The organism is Flavobacterium sp. Root186, assembly GCF_001428525.1.
In the GTDB taxonomy this organism is placed as follows: domain Bacteria; phylum Bacteroidota; class Bacteroidia; order Flavobacteriales; family Flavobacteriaceae; genus Flavobacterium.
Genome location: NZ_LMHW01000013.1, coordinates 614,473 through 630,193, shown reverse-complemented (window position 1 = coordinate 630,193; position 15,721 = coordinate 614,473). Strand labels below are relative to the sequence as shown.

The 15,721-nt window shown below is 32.9% G+C and carries 16 protein-coding genes and 1 pseudogene; 6 read left to right on the top strand and 11 right to left on the bottom strand.

The features are described from left to right. Positions 1 to 178: 178 nt before the first annotated feature. Positions 179 to 1,261, bottom strand: coding sequence for a glycine cleavage system aminomethyltransferase GcvT (gene gcvT / locus ASD98_RS16025; protein ID WP_056206156.1), 1,083 nt, complete (start codon positions 1,259 to 1,261; stop codon positions 179 to 181). 234 nt (positions 1,262 to 1,495) lie between these two features. On the opposite strand from gcvT, the gene ASD98_RS16020 reads away from it, so the two are divergent. From ASD98_RS16020 to ASD98_RS16010, 3 genes are all read left to right on the top strand, one after another. Continuing rightward, on the top strand, positions 1,496 to 2,341 hold the full coding sequence (locus ASD98_RS16020; RefSeq protein WP_056206153.1) for an NAD(P)H-hydrate dehydratase: 846 nt from the start codon (positions 1,496 to 1,498) through the stop codon (positions 2,339 to 2,341). 188 nt (positions 2,342 to 2,529) lie between these two features. Then, positions 2,530 to 3,312: a HipA family kinase gene (locus ASD98_RS16015; RefSeq protein WP_056206151.1), complete on the top strand. Its 783-nt coding sequence runs from the start codon at positions 2,530 to 2,532 to the stop codon at positions 3,310 to 3,312. After that, positions 3,302 to 3,685, top strand: coding sequence for a DUF3037 domain-containing protein (locus tag ASD98_RS16010; protein WP_056206149.1), 384 nt, complete (start codon positions 3,302 to 3,304; stop codon positions 3,683 to 3,685). Before ASD98_RS16015 ends, ASD98_RS16010 begins: the two co-directional genes overlap by 11 nt. 265 nt (positions 3,686 to 3,950) lie before the next feature. Here ASD98_RS16010 and ASD98_RS16005 read toward each other — a convergent pair whose 3' ends face one another. Continuing rightward, positions 3,951 to 5,060, bottom strand: coding sequence for a polysaccharide lyase family 1 protein (locus tag ASD98_RS16005; RefSeq protein WP_056206146.1), 1,110 nt, complete (start codon positions 5,058 to 5,060; stop codon positions 3,951 to 3,953). 237 nt (positions 5,061 to 5,297) lie between these two features. Here ASD98_RS16005 and ASD98_RS16000 point away from each other — a divergent pair, with 237 nt between their 5' ends. Next, complete coding sequence (locus ASD98_RS16000; RefSeq protein ID WP_056206145.1) at positions 5,298 to 5,870, top strand: Crp/Fnr family transcriptional regulator; 573 nt, start codon at positions 5,298 to 5,300, stop codon at positions 5,868 to 5,870. 354 nt (positions 5,871 to 6,224) lie between these two features. Here ASD98_RS16000 and ASD98_RS15995 read toward each other — a convergent pair whose 3' ends face one another. The 4 genes from ASD98_RS15995 to ASD98_RS15975 all read right to left on the bottom strand — a co-directional run bounded on the left by ASD98_RS15995 (position 6,225) and on the right by ASD98_RS15975 (position 9,099). Further along, complete coding sequence (locus tag ASD98_RS15995; RefSeq protein ID WP_056206143.1) at positions 6,225 to 6,773, bottom strand: HutD family protein; 549 nt, start codon at positions 6,771 to 6,773, stop codon at positions 6,225 to 6,227. A 185-nt stretch (positions 6,774 to 6,958) separates the two neighbouring features. Next, the gene (locus ASD98_RS15990) at positions 6,959 to 7,465 is read right to left on the bottom strand and encodes a GNAT family N-acetyltransferase (protein WP_056206141.1); all 507 of its coding nucleotides are present in this window, start codon (positions 7,463 to 7,465) and stop codon (positions 6,959 to 6,961) included. Between the two features lie 545 nt (positions 7,466 to 8,010). Beyond that, positions 8,011 to 8,598, bottom strand: a complete 588-nt coding sequence (locus ASD98_RS15980; protein ID WP_056206137.1) for a hypothetical protein — start codon at positions 8,596 to 8,598, stop codon at positions 8,011 to 8,013. Positions 8,599 to 8,622: 24 nt separating this feature from the next. Next, positions 8,623 to 9,099: a hypothetical protein gene (locus ASD98_RS15975; protein WP_056206135.1), complete on the bottom strand. Its 477-nt coding sequence runs from the start codon at positions 9,097 to 9,099 to the stop codon at positions 8,623 to 8,625. Positions 9,100 to 9,299: 200 nt separating this feature from the next. On the opposite strand from ASD98_RS15975, the pseudogene ASD98_RS15970 reads away from it, so the two are divergent. Together ASD98_RS15970 and ASD98_RS15965 are read left to right on the top strand one after the other, a co-directional pair. Continuing rightward, positions 9,300 to 9,695 (top strand): annotated as a pseudogene (locus ASD98_RS15970) (helix-turn-helix transcriptional regulator). A 139-nt stretch (positions 9,696 to 9,834) separates the two neighbouring features. Then, on the top strand, positions 9,835 to 10,983 hold the full coding sequence (locus ASD98_RS15965) for an IS4 family transposase (protein ID WP_056206133.1): 1,149 nt from the start codon (positions 9,835 to 9,837) through the stop codon (positions 10,981 to 10,983). A gap of 278 nt (positions 10,984 to 11,261) precedes the next feature. Here the strand turns inward: ASD98_RS15965 and ASD98_RS15960 are convergent, their stop codons facing one another. From ASD98_RS15960 to ASD98_RS15940, 5 genes are all read right to left on the bottom strand, one after another. Continuing rightward, entirely contained in the window at positions 11,262 to 11,573 is a 312-nt protein-coding gene (locus ASD98_RS15960; RefSeq protein WP_056206131.1) for a hypothetical protein, read from the bottom strand. 5 nt (positions 11,574 to 11,578) lie between these two features. Then, positions 11,579 to 12,148, bottom strand: coding sequence for a hypothetical protein (locus ASD98_RS15955; protein WP_056206129.1), 570 nt, complete (start codon positions 12,146 to 12,148; stop codon positions 11,579 to 11,581). Positions 12,149 to 12,543: 395 nt separating this feature from the next. Further along, on the bottom strand, positions 12,544 to 13,233 hold the full coding sequence (locus ASD98_RS15950; RefSeq protein ID WP_056206127.1) for a hypothetical protein: 690 nt from the start codon (positions 13,231 to 13,233) through the stop codon (positions 12,544 to 12,546). Positions 13,234 to 13,347: 114 nt separating this feature from the next. Further along, positions 13,348 to 14,637 carry a threonine synthase gene (gene thrC, locus ASD98_RS15945; RefSeq protein ID WP_056206125.1) on the bottom strand — a complete coding sequence of 430 codons (1,290 nt, stop codon included), beginning with the start codon at positions 14,635 to 14,637 and terminating at the stop codon, positions 13,348 to 13,350. A gap of 147 nt (positions 14,638 to 14,784) precedes the next feature. Then, entirely contained in the window at positions 14,785 to 15,705 is a 921-nt protein-coding gene (locus tag ASD98_RS15940; protein ID WP_056206122.1) for a homoserine kinase, read from the bottom strand. Between the last annotated feature and the right edge of the window lie 16 nt (positions 15,706 to 15,721).

The following is a 15,721-nucleotide window of genomic DNA, read 5'->3' as shown; positions in this document are numbered from 1 at the left end:
GTTACGCTAATTTTTCTAAAACAGTTTACATTTTTTCTAAAAAATCTTACATATAAATAATAAATAAATACCGCAGATTAAATGATTTTAAAGGATTACTCCCTACAATTATTTAATCTGCGGCAAAAAAAATGCATTACCACTACAGTAATGCATCTTACAATATTTATAACTTTAATTATTTCTTGTAAAAAGGCAATTTTACCACTTTAGCAAGAACATCATTTTTTCTAATTCTAATAAAAACATCACTGTCAACAGCACTATTTGCTACAGTTACGTATCCTAAACCAATTCCCTTATTCATAGAAGGAGACATAGTTCCAGAAGTTACGATTCCAATTACTTCGCCCGAAGCATCAACAATTTCATAATCGTGTCTTGGTACTGCGCGCTCCTGCATTTCAAAAGCAACTAATTTTTTGGTAACACCCGCTTCTTTTTGTTTTTTAAGAGCTTCAGAATTGGTAAAATCCTTTGTGAATTTAGTAATCCATCCTAAACCGGCTTCAAGTGGAGAGGTCGTGTCATTAATATCATTTCCGTAAAGGCAGAATCCCATTTCAAGACGTAAAGTATCGCGCGCTGCAAGACCAATTGGTTTAATTCCGAAAGCTGCACCAGCTTCAAAAACTTTGTTCCAAATAGCTTCAGCATCAGCATTTTTGCAGTAAATTTCGAATCCTCCCGAACCAGTATAACCCGTTGCAGAAATAATTACATCATTAAAACCAGCAAAATCTGCTACTTCAAAATGGTAATAGGCAATTGCAGATAAATCTATAGAAGATAAAGCCTGCATAGCCTCAACCGCTTTTGGTCCCTGAATTGCCAATAATGAATAATCATCAGAAAGGTTTTTCATCTCAACTCCCAAATCATTGTACGATGAAATCCAGCTCCAGTCTTTTTCAATATTCGAAGCATTTACAACAAGTAAATACTCTTCTTCTTTCATTTTATAAACAATCAAATCGTCTACAATTCCGCCTTCATTATTTGGAAGACAAGAATATTGCGCTCTTCCAATAGTCAAAGCCGAAGCATCATTTGAAGTCACTTTTTGAATCAAAGACAAAGCATTTGGCCCCGTTAGCAAAAATTCTCCCATATGCGAAACGTCAAAAACGCCCACACTATTACGAACTGTTTCATGTTCAGCATTTACACCTTCATATGTAATAGGCATGTTGTAACCCGCAAAAGGCAGCATTTTCGCTCCCAAACTCTCATGTATGTGCGTAAGCGCAGTATTTTTCATTGTGTTGTTTTATAAAATTGAGTCGCAAATTTATTCAAAAAATATCAAATTTTAGTAGTCTAAATTATAAATTTCGCAATGATTAGGAGCTATTTCCTGCTATCCGCTATATCTTTTGCTTTTTAAAGAAAAAAGCAAAAGGATGCCGCTTCTATCAGGGCTAAGACTTAAGGTAAACAATAAACATTTAGGCTTTCGATTTTTTATGTAACTTTAATATATAAAAAATGCCAGATGAAATCTCCATATTTAATCACAAAAGAAGAAATCTTAAAAATATACAAACCCGTAAATCCTCATACACATAAAGGAATTCAGGGGCACGCTGTGATTATCGCCGGAAGTTATGGCAAAATTGGTGCAGCTGTTCTAGCTTCAAAATCATGTTTAAAATCCGGCTGCGGACTCGTAACGACTTTTATACCAAAATGTGGTTATCAGATCCTTCAAATCTCAATTCCCGAAGTGATGACCGTTACCGATGAAAACACCAATTTCATTACTAATATTCATTTGCCATTGATTCCGCAGGCAGTTGGAATTGGACCCGGAATAGGAAAGGAACTTGGAACACAAAAAGCTTTATTTGAGTTTTTAAGAGTAAATAAAGCACCTTTGGTTATTGATGCTGATGCTCTAAACATTATTTCCGAAAATTTATCCTGGCTGGAAATGGTTCCTGAAGATACTATTTTGACACCTCATCCAAAAGAATTAGAACGCTTGATCGGAAAATGGAGTTCAGAATCTGAAAAGTTTCAAAAAACAATTGCCTTTTCAGAAAAATATAAAGTTATTGTGGTCATGAAAGGCGCACCAACATTCATTATAAACAGAAATTCGATCTATGAAAATACAACCGGAAACGCAGCTTTAGCAACAGCAGGAAGCGGCGATACCTTAACAGGAATCCTCATAAGTCTTCTAGCACAAGGCTATGAACCAAAATATGCTTCAAAATTCGGAGTCTATCTCCACGGATTAACTGCAGATATTGCTTTGCGAAAAACTGGTTACGAATCTTTTATAGCCTCAGATATAATTAAGAATTTAGGGAAAGCGTTTTTGAGTTTGGCTTAACCGCAAAGAGCGCAAAGGTTTACGTAAAGGGCGCAAGGATTTTTTATGTTAATACAGAATTTGCTCGCAAAGGCGCAGAGTCGCAAAGTTTTATATTTGCGACTCTGCGCCTTTGCGAGATTAAAAAACTCTGCGAACCTTGCGTAAACCTTTGCGCTCTTTGCGGTTAAATTACTAAGTTTGTATCTATGAAAAACAACTTCGATCTCAGAACGGTAAACGTCATGCGTTATATAACGCCGCTGCGCGAAGGCGGTTCTTTACCCGCTTTGGCAGAAGCCGATGACGATTTTAAATACGTATTAAAATTTAGAGGTGCCGGACACGGCGTAAAAGCCCTTATAGCCGAATTAGTTGGCGGACAAATAGCAAAAGCTTTAAAACTGCAATTACCAGAATTAGTTTTCGCGAATCTCGACGAAGCCTTTGGAAGAACCGAAGCCGATGAAGAAATTCAGGATTTACTGCAGGGAAGTCAGGGATTGAATCTGGCACTTCATTTTTTATCTGGTGCCATAACTTTTGATCCCGTTGTAACTACTGTCGATGCAAAATTAGCTTCGCAGATTGTTTGGCTGGATGCTTATATTACAAATGTTGACAGAACTTTCAAAAATACAAATATGCTGATCTGGCATAAAGAATTATGGCTGATTGATCATGGAGCGTGTTTATATTTTCATCATTCCTGGAATAATTGGGAACAGCATGCCAAAAGTCCGTTTGCGTTGATTAAGGATCACGTTTTACTGCCGCAAGCTTCACTTTTAAAAGAAGTCGATGCCGAATTTAAAGCGATTTTAATGCCGGAAATTTTAGAAGAAATTGTAAATACAATTCCGTTAGACTGGCTGCAATGGGAAGATGCAGATGAAACGCCGGAAGGTTTACGAAATGTATATTTACAGTTTTTGCAAACCAGATTAAATAATTCTGAAATCTTTGTAAATCAGGCTCAAAATGCAAGATAATCACTTATACGAATATGCTGTGATTCGTGTTGTGCCAAGGGTAGAACGCGAAGAATTCCTGAATATCGGAATCATTTTGTTTTGCAAAAAAGCCAAATTTATAAAAATGAAATTTTATTTTACAAATCATAAAGTTCATTCTTTCTCTCCAGATTTTGACACGGAACAATTGTATAAAAATTTAATTTCATTTCAAAAAATAGCCGATGGAGATAAAGACGGCGGTCCAATTGCTGGATTTGATATTCCGGAGCGTTTTCGCTGGTTAACGGCAATTAGAAGTTCTGCAATCCAAACTTCAAGACCTCATCCGGGTTTATGTCAGGATTTGGAGAAAACAATTAATCGTTTGTTTGAAGAGCTCGTGTTGTAACTATTTTGAACCATATAAGTTATATAAGATAATTTAAGGTTTGGCTTAAAAAATCTCGCAAAGTCGCGAAGACGCAAAGAAATATAAGAAAAACTTTGTGCCTCTGCGACTTTGCGAGATTAAAAAAACTTAGCGTCTTCGTGCCTTCATGGCAAACAAAAAAAGCAAAACCATATAAACAATATAATATAATTTAAGACTAAAACTTAAATACCTTATATCACTTATATGGTTTAAAAAATAAAAACTAAACTAACTCATATTTTTAAAACGATCCGCAGATATTACCGCCTAAAGTTGCTCCGGCATTAGCCGAAATATCAGCTTTAACAGCAGTTTTATTAAGTTTTGCAATAGAATATGGCGGAGTAAAAGCAGTACCGCTTCCGACTTGATTTCCGGTTGTATTAGTAAAAACGTTATCAGTTGCCGTAACAGCCGTATAACCACTCATTAAATCGATAGGCGTTTTTACACCTTCAAAAACGTTGCTTTCTACACGAAGATCAGCTTCAAAACCTGCTGCAATACATTTATTGCTTACCGTACTATTAAAGAAGCTGTTTACCAAATGAACTTTTCCAAAACGAACTCTCGGCATTCTTTCTTTACATCCAGGCGCCCACCAGCATCTTGCAAAAGTGATTCTCAATTTGCCGCGATCTGCGGTAGCACCATCGCTTGAACCAATTAAGTTTGAATACCTGTGATCGTCAGATCCTCCGGAACCTCCAGCTTTTGGTGGTTTTAGGTAATGGAATTTAGAATACGTAACCGAAATGTAATCGGATTTGTTTTTGATGTCGAAGTTTCCGTCAACACCATCTCTAAATTCGCAGTGATCCACCCAAACATTGGTACATTCGTCCAAAATTGCATTGTCCCAGCCATCAGTATCGTAAGCTCCGGGGCCTTCGAAAATTAGATTTCGGATGATTAAATTTTTACATCTTTTAATGTTGATAATACCGGAAGCATCTTTAGTCTGATTAGTCGAAACTAGTTTTGCACCGCTTGTCCCATAAATGGTTTTACCAGTCTGATCCTGAAATGATAATCGTGTTGTAACTGTAATAGTGCCGGAAACTTTGATCACTTTTACAGAGGTGTTTTCAATAGCCGATTTTAATTGAGCGTAAGTTGTAACAGTAGTTTCAGCCGAAGAACCGCCGCCTGTTGTGCTTCCGTTTTGAGAAGCCCAGCCCGGAACTTCAGAACAGTTTCCAATTTTTGCTGTTACATTCGTCGCAGCCGGCTGAACTGTTGTTTCAATACTTGCTTCTGTATTTGGTGAAGCAATTTCTTCAGTATTACATGCCGTAAAACCGAGAGTCAATGTTAGTAAAAACATTGAGAGTGTTGATTGTAATTTCATAATTTAAGTTTGGTTATTTATAAAAGTTTAACAGCACAAATCTGATTATAATTTGCAGGAAAAAAGTTGAACAAGTTCAAACTTTTGTAAAAATTTCTATCAAATTCGTTTTTTTAACAGTTGTTAATTTACAAAAATGTATAAATAGTGTACTTTTACGTAATCGATTACATTTTCTAAACCCCTAATAGATAATGAATTGAAAAAACAAATTTATTTCCAACAAAAACCACAAACATGTACAACCTACTAAGAAAAAACATTGAGCGAAAGATTCCGCTCACTGATGAAGAATGGAATATTATTGTTTCAAAAGCTGAACTTATTAAACTCAAAAAAAATCAGTTTCTTCAAATCCAGGATTCGAATAACAGTTATGAGGGGTTTATTTTAAAAGGTTCATTTAAAACTTATATCTTAAACGAAAACGGAACCGAAAGTGTTATTTTCTTTTCTTTCGAAAACGAATGGATGTGTGATTTGGAAAGTTTTTATCACCAAAAGCCAACGACTTATAATATTAAAGCCATAGAAGACAGCGAAATTCTGGTAATAAATAAAGCTCAAAAAACGCAGTTATTTGCAGAAGTTCCCAAAATTATTCAGTTTCATGTTTTAATGATTGAACGTGCAAATGTGGCAATCCAGCAAAGACTTTTAGATGTTCTAAATAAAACATCAAAACAACGTTATTTAGATTTTAAAGATCGTTATCCGCAAAAAGTTCAGACCATAAACAACAAAAATCTTTCATCTTATTTGGGAGTTTCACACGAGTTTTTGTCAAAGATTAAGAGGATAGTTTCTTAGGTTTAAAGAGGCAAAGGTTCAAAGGTGCAGGGGACAAAGGTTCAAAGGTTTTCTGTAGAGACGCACTGCAGTGCGCCTAACATAAAATTTTTAGCCACAGATTTAAAAGGATTAAAATGATTTTTGTTTCACGCAGATTAATTCGCAATCTTGTCATTTCGACGAAGGAGAAATCTTCGTAAGTAACTCCGCAATGAGATTCCAATCTTTGTAGAGCTTCTAGCGAAGATTTCTCCTTCGTCGAAATGACAAACTGTATGTAAACTTTGTCTAAAACCTTTTGGACTCTGCTCCCGATGGCTATCGGGATTGCGAGATTAAAAAAAACTTAGTGCCTTCGTGGCAAAACTTCTTTTAAAAATCCAGTACCCCAAAAAGGCATTCATTAGAAAAATGAAGCAATATATTTTCCTTTTCTTGATTTTCAATGACTAATAAATCATAAGGTTCCAGATAATAGGACTTCTCATTAATTTTAATAGATGTAGTATTTAAAGAAAATAAAATTATTATTTGAGCATTACAATTCTGATTGCTATTTGTTATTTCCAGTTTATGACGGGAAATTTTTTCAGAAATCATCCAATTAAAATCCATACCATTTGTATAAGAAGTTACTTCATCATCCGAATTAAATTCCATGATTTCATGCTTCTCATATACTTTTTTTTCTTTGTTTACCTCAATTTCTAAGCCGTTATCAAGCATAACCAAGTATCGGTAATAGCCTTTAAATTTGGTAAACACTGAAGGCACTTCCTCTATTGTAGCACTGCTTATTCTGAATACAAAATCTCTATCAGTATAGTTTGCTGTTTTCGGATATATCATATATTCATAGGTCAATCCGCCACTCCAAATAGAGGCTTTACTGTCTTTTTTAGGTAAAAGATGTATGTTCATTTTTTATTTTTAAAAAAAGGTTCAAAGGGACAAAGGGACAAAGCAACAAAGGTTCAAAAAATAATCTCGCAAAGGCGCAAAGTCGCAAAGTTTCTTTTTTATATTTCTTTGCGACTTTGCGAGATTAAAAAAACCTTGGCGAATCTTTGCGCAAAATCTTCGTGTATCTCTGTGGTAGAACCCTCTTAAATCCTTTTCTCCAAATAAATAAACTCCAAAGGCGCATCAGAAACTGTAATATGAATTTCGCTTTGAGGGAAAGCTTCTCTTTCACCCGTATCCACATAACCATGACGTTTGTACCATGCAATAAGTTCCTCACGAACCGAAATAACCGTCATAATAATACCAGACAAACCAAGAGATTTAGCATGAATTTCGGCTTCAGCCAAAAGCTTTTTCCCGATTCCGCTATTTTGAAGTTCAGGTGAAACGGTTAACATTCCTAAATACAATTGATGCCCTTTTTCAACCAATAAAACCGAACCAATAATTTTATTATTCTCTGTAAATTTCAGAATCGTATTTTTAGGATCAAGGAAAATTTGGGTCATTTCCTGTTCATCGGTTCTTTTTCCTTCTAGTAAATGTGCTTCGGTTGTCCAGCCTTTTTTAGAAGATTCTCCTCTGTATGCGGAGTTTATTAAGACTGTTAATGCTGGAATGTCTTCGAGTAATGCTTTTGTAATCATGTTATTTAATATAAAAATAAATTGCCTACAGCTTTAGCTGAAGGGCAAAGTTATATTAGAAAATGGCTTTAGCCTAATCTTTTAAGTTTTTTGGCTAAAGCCAATTTAGTCTGCAAAATCAAAACCTCCAGCTAAAGCTGGAGGCAATTGAAATTTTTATATATGCTGTCTTTAGTTTAGCTTAAATAATTTATTGTACAGTTTTAGATTTTTTATTAATCAGATAACAATAAATGAAGTGGGTTGATAAAACGAGTCCAATACCAATATTCCAATAAACCTCAAAATAATCAAATGCATTATATAAGCACAAAACAGAATCTTTGTTTTCATTTACTTGAAAATAAACTGGAAAGACAATTAAAAAAAGCAATAAAAAGATTGACAGAATAATAAAACGGCCATATTTTATTTTATAATAATCAACTATTCCGTAAGACAACATTTGTATAATAAGTATTATCAGAAAAAATCTTTCCATGTTTTTTGGTTTATTTCGTAAATAGATTATTGTCAATGTTGGCGGAGAGGTCGTTTATTTTTAATTAATAACTTGGAGTATTTTGTTTGACTTTTTCAAGCAATTGATTTTCTTTTTCAATCACCTTTTCAAAAGGAGATTTTTTTGGTAAATGATCATTTTGATATTGTTCAATAAGTGGAAGGGTCAAAACAATTTTCAAAGCTGTATGATAGTTGGTTATTTCGGTTCTTTTTTTATTAATAGTTGTTACCAGACTTTCTATGTCAGCTTTTTTAGAATCGTATTTATCGGAACTTTTGATGATTAAATTTAGAATTTTGTTTTTCAGTATACTATCTCTAATGCCTGCAGTATTACTTTTGGCAGAAATGTAATAATTGATGGATTTATTGTCGTAATGATGAAAAATAGAAACCGTGTCTTTGGCATTTACTTCGTTCAATTCATCTTCTAAGGTTTTTAGTTCGGGAGATTTATTTACAAGTTCCTGATACAAATCATCAACTAAATCTTCTCTGCCTTTAAATCTGCCTATGTCAATGCTTTTCTCTTGTAGTGCTTTTGGTTCTTCCTTGTTTTCATTGTTACTTTCACTTTTTTGGCAAGAAATTAGAAGGAAGAATAAAAATAATGGTAATAGTTTTTTCATGGTTTAATTTTTTGGTGGGACAGATCATTCAAATATTCCCCAAATATACCTATCGTCTACAATTGCATTTGGATTTTCACTTACTTTTTCTAAGAAATGACTAAAGTTGGTATAAGTTCTTAGCTTAAAAATTAATTGCTGCCCTGCATTGTCTATAATTATTTTCCAGACTCTTCTTTTGTTAATGGTAACCGCAGTTCTTCTAACTTCAATAATTGTGGAGAGAGGATATTTAATTAAAGGCTCATTTGAATTTATTAGGTATAAATTATTTTCATCGAAGTAAAAAATAGTACTGTTAAAGATGAATTTTTCTAAACCCCAGAAAAAGGGCGCAAGTTCTGATAATCTATAAAGAGACCACAAATCAAGACCTGTTCTTTTTTTAAATTCTATTGCTCTTTGTTCTTTATAATAATCAACCCAAGATTGAATTTTTGGGTAACAGAGAAGAGAAATAATAATTAATGCTAAAAATACCAGAACAATGTTTGTGCCCATATTGAATTTTATTGTTTTTTTAATGAAACATAATAAACTTATTTAAAACTCAAAAAAAATCTGTATTAATCCGCGTCTTCGTGATAACGAATCCGTTAAATCTGCGTTCAAATATAAAATTGAAAAGCGTATCTTACAAAAATACTTTTGTTTTTTACCTAAATTTATTTTCGTTTAAGAACTTTAAATATCTTTGAATTATGAGTACAGCAATAAAACCAAAACATATCGGCAGAAATATAAGCCGTATCAGAGAGCTTAAAGATATGAAACAGGAAGCACTGGCACAGGCTTTAGGTACAAGTCAGCAGACTATTTAGGCTATTGAAAACAGCGAAACTGTAGATGAAGAAAAACTAATTGAAATAGCAAAAGTTCTTGGTGTTTCTGTGGAAGCAATTAAAAACTTTTCGGAAGAAGCGGTTTTTAATATTATTGGAAATACTTTTCAAGATCATAGTGCAATTGCTTCAGGTGATTACAATTGCAATTGTACTTTTAATCCTTTAGATAAAGTTGTTGAACTTTACGAACGTTTGGTGCAAGCTGAAAAAGATAAAGTTGAATATTTAGAGAAATTATTGAACGGGAAATAACCGTTTTAAAGATATATTTAATTCTAGAAAGAGGTCTTGATTAGATCTCTTTTTTTATTTATTTCAATTGCTGGCGCGAGCGTCTCGCCATAAGTGTTCGAAACCTTGAAATTATTATATTTGAGTATAAAACAAACTTATGAAATTAGAAGAAGTTTTAGACTACATTCCAAAAGAAGAATTAGAAAAACTATCCCTTAATTATAATGTTGATCATCAGGTAAAAAAGCTTCATGGGCAAACGATGTTTCAATTATTACTTTTCTCAATGTTAAATATCAAGCAGAATAGTTTGAGGGTAATGGAAGAGTTTTATCATTCACTGGCATTCAAAAGTATTGCAAATACAAGTTTTGACGGGGTGAAATATAATTCAATAAGAGATCGATTGGTTACAATTAATTCAGATTATTTTGAAGCAATTTTTAATAGCTGCCTAAAAAAGTATCAAAATAAATATTTAAAGAAAAAGCATAATATTATTTCTTTTGATTCAACTCTAGTTAGTATTTCTTCAAAATTATTAAAAGAAGGAATGATCATTAATCAGAACAGCACTAAGAAATCAGTAAAATTCAGTATAGCATTTTCAAATATCCCGATTCACTCAAAAATTTTCACAGAACAGGCATTTGTCTCAGAGGATTTTGCTCTAAAAGAATTAATAAAAGAATGCCCTTTAAGTATTGACAATATTTTAGTTTTTGATAGAGGAATTCAATCCAGAGCAACATTTGAAGAGTTCAACAAAGATAATTTAACCTTTGTGACACGACTTAATAATTATACTCGTTTCGAAAAAGTCCGAGAATTTGAAATTGATAAAAATCAAACAGAAAGATTGTTTTTAGAAAAGGATCTGGAAGTAATATTATACGATAGACGAAATAAAAAGACTCAAAGATTTTTACGGCTAATTATTGCTAAAGAAAAAGAAAATGCAGAAGTGTTTTACTTTTTAACAAACAGCAAAACCCTGACAGCAAAAGAGGTAGCTGATATTTACAAGCAGCGTTGGGAGATCGAAGTGTTTTTTAAATTCATTAAACAGAACTTGAATTTTAGTCATTTGATAAGTAGAAACATTAACGGAGTAAAGGTTATTATGTACATGACCTTGATCACAGCTATTTTATTGATTGTATATAAAAAACTTAATGATCTCAAAGGGTATAAAATTCCAAAATTAAAATTTGCCCAAGAGCTAGAAGTTTTAATTATTAAAGATATTGTAAAAAAATGCGGAGGAGACCCTAATAAAATAAATCAAATTTTAAATACTGAATAAGGTTTCGAACACTTATGGCGAGACGCTCGCGCTAGCGGAGAAATTATTGAACGGGAAGTAAACGTTTTTTGAAGATATATTAATTGAAAAGAGACCTTTGATGGGTCTCTTTTTGTTTGTATTAGTCAGCTAGTATGAGTGTCTCGCTTATGCATTCCAATTGTTTTTTATTTCTTTGCATTCATATGAGGGACGCTTGTAATAGTAAAAAAAGTACGACGTTAAGAGTTAAAAGGTTAAAAATAAAAATCCCGCTCACATTGAGCGGGATTTTTATTTTACAGTTTGTATTCTGGAAAATAATTTGAAATGTCAACATCGTCTACAAAAACATTGCAGATAATTTTGGCATCTGTTATATTAGAACGATCTATTACCTGAGGATTTTTCAGAATCAATTCTTTGTTTGTTAATAATTTATTTAATTTATCTACCGCATAATTTTTATTAGAAGAATTTGATAAATTATATCCTCTTATCTTAAGTGTTTCACCTATTAATTTTGTTCCATCCTGAGTAGTTAATGACCATTTTGGTGCAACCTTAATAGTTTCACCGTCTACTATTTGTAAAATTTTAAATGCTGCCATGATGTTTATATTTTATTCTCTGGAGGCAATGCTTCTCCAATTTCTTCTTCTTTTTCTTGTTTAACAACCTTATCATTTTTATCCTTAATAAGAATTTGTTTCGCTTCTATTACCATGTTTAATATTTGCCAAAGAGCAAACAAACAATAACTAAAACAAATACCACTTATAATTATCGCTACACATTTTAAAACAATAATGAAAGGTAAGTCTAGTAAACAATAATTGGTACGTGCAAAGTAATATAAGCTTATAAAGAATAATGATAAAATCAGTGGTATAAAAACTCTCTTTATTTGTCTTTTTGGATTTAATAGATTTGATTCCTTAATAATTTGTTTTTTATGTTTTTTATTTTCTTTTATAATTTTTGTCATTTCTTCCTCGATGTTATCTTTATTTTTTACATACGCATCGTCATATAATGATTTAATTGTTTCTAGTTGTTGGTCATTTTTGATTCTAGCTTTTTCAATTGCATCAATAAAAATGGATATTAGCAACGTAAATGAAGGTCCAATAAACCCAAAAGTTGCAACAACTATTTTAGAATAAATTTCAATTATTTCTTTCATTAAAATTATGGATATCTTAATAACTGAAAATTTGACTTTACATATCAAATTTTCAGTAAATATAAATATTAAATCTTATTTACAAATAACCCTATTAATGAATATAATAATTGTAGCGTAAAAAATATTTTTTAAACGTCGATTTAATGTTAAAAAGATTTTACAATTTTATAAACTATAGATTGAAGAACAAATACTCTGCAAGACAAGTGAACACATGTGTTCGAAGTTAGGAAATGTTAATTTTAATTTCTTATAAAATTTTCATAAAACATTCAATAATAACAATACAAAGTGTGTATTTGGCATTTCGTACTAGCACGAGTGTTTCGCTCATACGTGCGAAGGGAAAGGAATTTTATTTGAACAAATGTTATTAGATATATAACTGTAAACTATTCCCATACTACTTGGATAACAAAATAATTTTGGATAAATATTTTTACATGTGTTGACTTTTTATTTTGAATTATACAATATTGATAAACTTCACTTTGAACATCTTCCCAAGTAGCATAAGGGACATCATCATAGAAATTTAAAATCATTGTTCCTCTACTTCCTACTTCAGGAGCTATTTCTAATTCTTTAGTTTTAAAGAAAGAGTTTATTTCTTGCTCTGACATTGATCCAATTGTTGTTATACCAATATGTGAAGGATTATCAAATTTCGGCTCACTAGTTTCAAATTTAATATGACCTTTAGCAAGTTTAGTTATTACATTTTTAAATCTATCTTCCTCATATTTAAAAACTTTTATATTGTCTCCATATATAAAAGAATTTTCAATCCGTTGTTGTAATTTTTTATTTTTTAAAAGAGTTTCTTTAATTTTTTTACGGTTCAATTTATCAATATCTGTAGTTCCATGAATTATGCATTCTAGGGAACAAGCAAAATATTGTTCATCTAATGAAAAACTTTGATTACAATTATCACAACAATAAACAATTGGTAGATTTTCGGGAAAAGGTTCGTTTAAGAGAATTTTAGAAGGCACATGATCCCGTGTTCCGTGTTTGTCTCCACAATATGTACACATTTTATCTAATCTTTCGTCATTAAATGTTCTTACAGCTCTCATACTATACAAGTTTAAAATGATGAAGTTTATTAATATTTAAATATACTAAAAAAGATATAACGGCACTTAAAATAATAAGTGCCGTTATATCTTTTGAAAGAAACAGTGAAACTCTTAATTCAAGAAATCCTTCAACTCCTCATAACTAGAAATCCTAACACTAACTTTCTCCTCATTAATAACACTCTCAATTTGAGTAGGAATAGGAAGCGTAATTCCTAAAGCAGGTTCAACAACATCTAAAAACTTAATTGGGTGTGCCGTTTCTAAGAAAATACCAATTGCATTACTATGTTTTTCCAATTCTTTTTTCAAACCTAAATAACCCACAGCGCCGTGAGGTTCTGCAATGTATCCGTCGGTTTTGTAAATTTTCTTTAGCGCTTCAAGCGTTTCTTCGTCGGTATAACTATAAGAAGAAAAGTCTTTTTCGAAAGCTTTTAAGTCATTATTGTATAATTCCTGAATTCTAATAAAGTTACTTGGGTTTCCAACATCCATTGCGTTAGAGATTGTTGCTTTAGAAGGTTTTGGATCGTATTTTCCGTTTTCTAAGAATCTTGGCACGGTGTCGTTTACGTTTGTAGACGCTACAAAATGCTCAATTGGCAAACCTAATTTCTTTGCCATAATTCCGGCACAGATATTTCCGAAGTTTCCGCTTGGGCAAGAGAAAACTAAAGGTTTGTTTTGGCTTTTCAATGCTTTGTAAGCAAAGAAGAAATAAAACATTTGCGGTAACCAGCGCGCAATATTAATAGAATTCGCCGAAGTCAGGTTTTTATGTGCTAAAGTTTCATCTAAAAACGCTTTTTTCACCATATCCTGACAATCATCAAAAACACCGTCAACTTCAAGCGCTTTAATGTTTTGACCTAAAGTAGTCAATTGTCTTTCCTGAATATCACTCACTTTTCCTGATGGATATAAAATCACAACATCAACGCCGTCAGCGCCTAAAAATCCGCTTGCAACGGCTCCGCCTGTATCTCCGGAAGTTGCTACTAAAACGGTGTTTTTAGCGTCTTTTTTATCTTTATTGAAATAGCCCAGACAACGTGACATAAAACGTGCTCCAACGTCTTTAAATGCCATTGTTGGGCCGTGAAATAATTCTAATGAATAAATTCCGTTTTCAACTTTCACAACAGGAAAATCAAAAACTAAAGTATCAGCGATGATTTCTTTTAGTTTTTCTGCCGGAATTTCATCGCCAACAAATTGTTTTATTGCTTCAAAAGCAATTTCTTCATTACTTAAACTTTCGATTTTATCAAAAAAAGAAGAATCAAGCTGTGTTATGCTTTCTGGGAAATATAATCCTTTGTCAGTTGCTAATCCTTGTATAACAGCTTCTTGAAAAGAAACTTTTGGGGCATTGTGGTTTAAACTGTAGTATTTCATTTTTTTGTGGCTTTAAGCTTTAGGCTTTAGGCATTAGGCTTTTTCTGAATGCGTTTAGCTTTTAGCTTTCATTTTTTTTCTTGATTTTATATTATGCGCAAAGTTTTAAGCTTATTGCCTAAAGCCTATTGCTTACAGCGTCCCATCCTAAAGGATGCGGACACCATCTGGATTAATTTTCGAAACGTGAATTTCATACGGCAAATTCATTTTTTCGTAAACGTCGCTCATGGCTTTTGCGATTTGGTCTGCTGTGTTTTTTCCTTTGCTTAAAGCGAAAATCGATGGGCCAGAACCTGAAATTCCAGAACCTAATGCACCGTTTTCAAGAGCGGTTTGTTTGATTTGATCGAATCCAGGAATTAAAACACTTCTTAAAGGTTCTACGATTTCATCATGAAGCGAACGTCCAATCAAATCGTAATCTTTTGTGTAAAGACCCGCTATAAGTCCGCCCACATTTCCCCATTGCATAATCGCGCTTTTTAGGGAAACGGTTTGTTTTAATACCGAACGTGCATCAGAAGTTTTTAATTCAATTTGTGGGTGAACCACCGTTGCAAACAATTCTTCCGGACTATCAATTCGGATAATATCAAGCGGCGCATAACTTCTTACCAAAGTAAATCCGCCTAAAAGGGCAGGAGCAACGTTGTCAGCATGCGCGTTGCCACTGGCTAATTTTTCGCCCTGCATCGCAAACTGTACCAAATCTTTACGAGAATACGGTCTTCCTAATAATTCATTAATTCCGAAAACAGCTCCGGCAGAACTTGCGGCGCTGCTTCCGATCCCGCTTCCGGCTTTGATGTTTTTGTAAATTTCGATTTCGAATCCAAAATCCAATTCGTCTAAAGTTTCAAGCATTGCCAAAGCAGCAACTCCAGAAACGTTTTTCTCCGTTTCTAAAGGTAAATCGGCACCCACAATTTTAGTGATTCGAACTCCTTTTTGATCGACTTTTCGAACAATCATTTCATCGCCCGCATTGTCTAAGCAAAGTCCCAATACGTCAAATCCGCAGGAGAGGTTTGCGATAGTTGCCGGGCAAAATAGTTTTATTTCCATTTTTAAGGTTCTGAGG

What these genes read in the sequence shown, in the direction of transcription:
- thrC (WP_056206125.1), bottom strand. Translation starts at nt 14,637, where the DNA reads ATGAAATACTACAGTTTAAACCACAATGCCCCAAAAGTTTCTTTTCAA.
- ASD98_RS16000 (WP_056206145.1), top strand. Translation starts at nt 5,298, where the DNA reads ATGTACAACCTACTAAGAAAAAACATTGAGCGAAAGATTCCGCTCACT.
- ASD98_RS16015 (WP_056206151.1), top strand. Translation starts at nt 2,530, where the DNA reads ATGAAAAACAACTTCGATCTCAGAACGGTAAACGTCATGCGTTATATA.
- ASD98_RS16020 (WP_056206153.1), top strand. Translation starts at nt 1,496, where the DNA reads ATGAAATCTCCATATTTAATCACAAAAGAAGAAATCTTAAAAATATAC.
- ASD98_RS15955 (WP_056206129.1), bottom strand. Translation starts at nt 12,148, where the DNA reads ATGAAAGAAATAATTGAAATTTATTCTAAAATAGTTGTTGCAACTTTT.
- ASD98_RS15975 (WP_056206135.1), bottom strand. Translation starts at nt 9,099, where the DNA reads ATGGGCACAAACATTGTTCTGGTATTTTTAGCATTAATTATTATTTCT.
- ASD98_RS16010 (WP_056206149.1), top strand. Translation starts at nt 3,302, where the DNA reads ATGCAAGATAATCACTTATACGAATATGCTGTGATTCGTGTTGTGCCA.
- ASD98_RS15995 (WP_056206143.1), bottom strand. Translation starts at nt 6,773, where the DNA reads ATGAACATACATCTTTTACCTAAAAAAGACAGTAAAGCCTCTATTTGG.
- ASD98_RS15980 (WP_056206137.1), bottom strand. Translation starts at nt 8,598, where the DNA reads ATGAAAAAACTATTACCATTATTTTTATTCTTCCTTCTAATTTCTTGC.
- ASD98_RS15950 (WP_056206127.1), bottom strand. Translation starts at nt 13,233, where the DNA reads ATGAGAGCTGTAAGAACATTTAATGACGAAAGATTAGATAAAATGTGT.
- ASD98_RS16005 (WP_056206146.1), bottom strand. Translation starts at nt 5,060, where the DNA reads ATGAAATTACAATCAACACTCTCAATGTTTTTACTAACATTGACTCTC.
- ASD98_RS15940 (WP_056206122.1), bottom strand. Translation starts at nt 15,705, where the DNA reads ATGGAAATAAAACTATTTTGCCCGGCAACTATCGCAAACCTCTCCTGC.
- ASD98_RS15960 (WP_056206131.1), bottom strand. Translation starts at nt 11,573, where the DNA reads ATGGCAGCATTTAAAATTTTACAAATAGTAGACGGTGAAACTATTAAG.
- ASD98_RS15965 (WP_056206133.1), top strand. Translation starts at nt 9,835, where the DNA reads ATGAAATTAGAAGAAGTTTTAGACTACATTCCAAAAGAAGAATTAGAA.
- gcvT (WP_056206156.1), bottom strand. Translation starts at nt 1,261, where the DNA reads ATGAAAAATACTGCGCTTACGCACATACATGAGAGTTTGGGAGCGAAA.
- ASD98_RS15990 (WP_056206141.1), bottom strand. Translation starts at nt 7,465, where the DNA reads ATGATTACAAAAGCATTACTCGAAGACATTCCAGCATTAACAGTCTTA.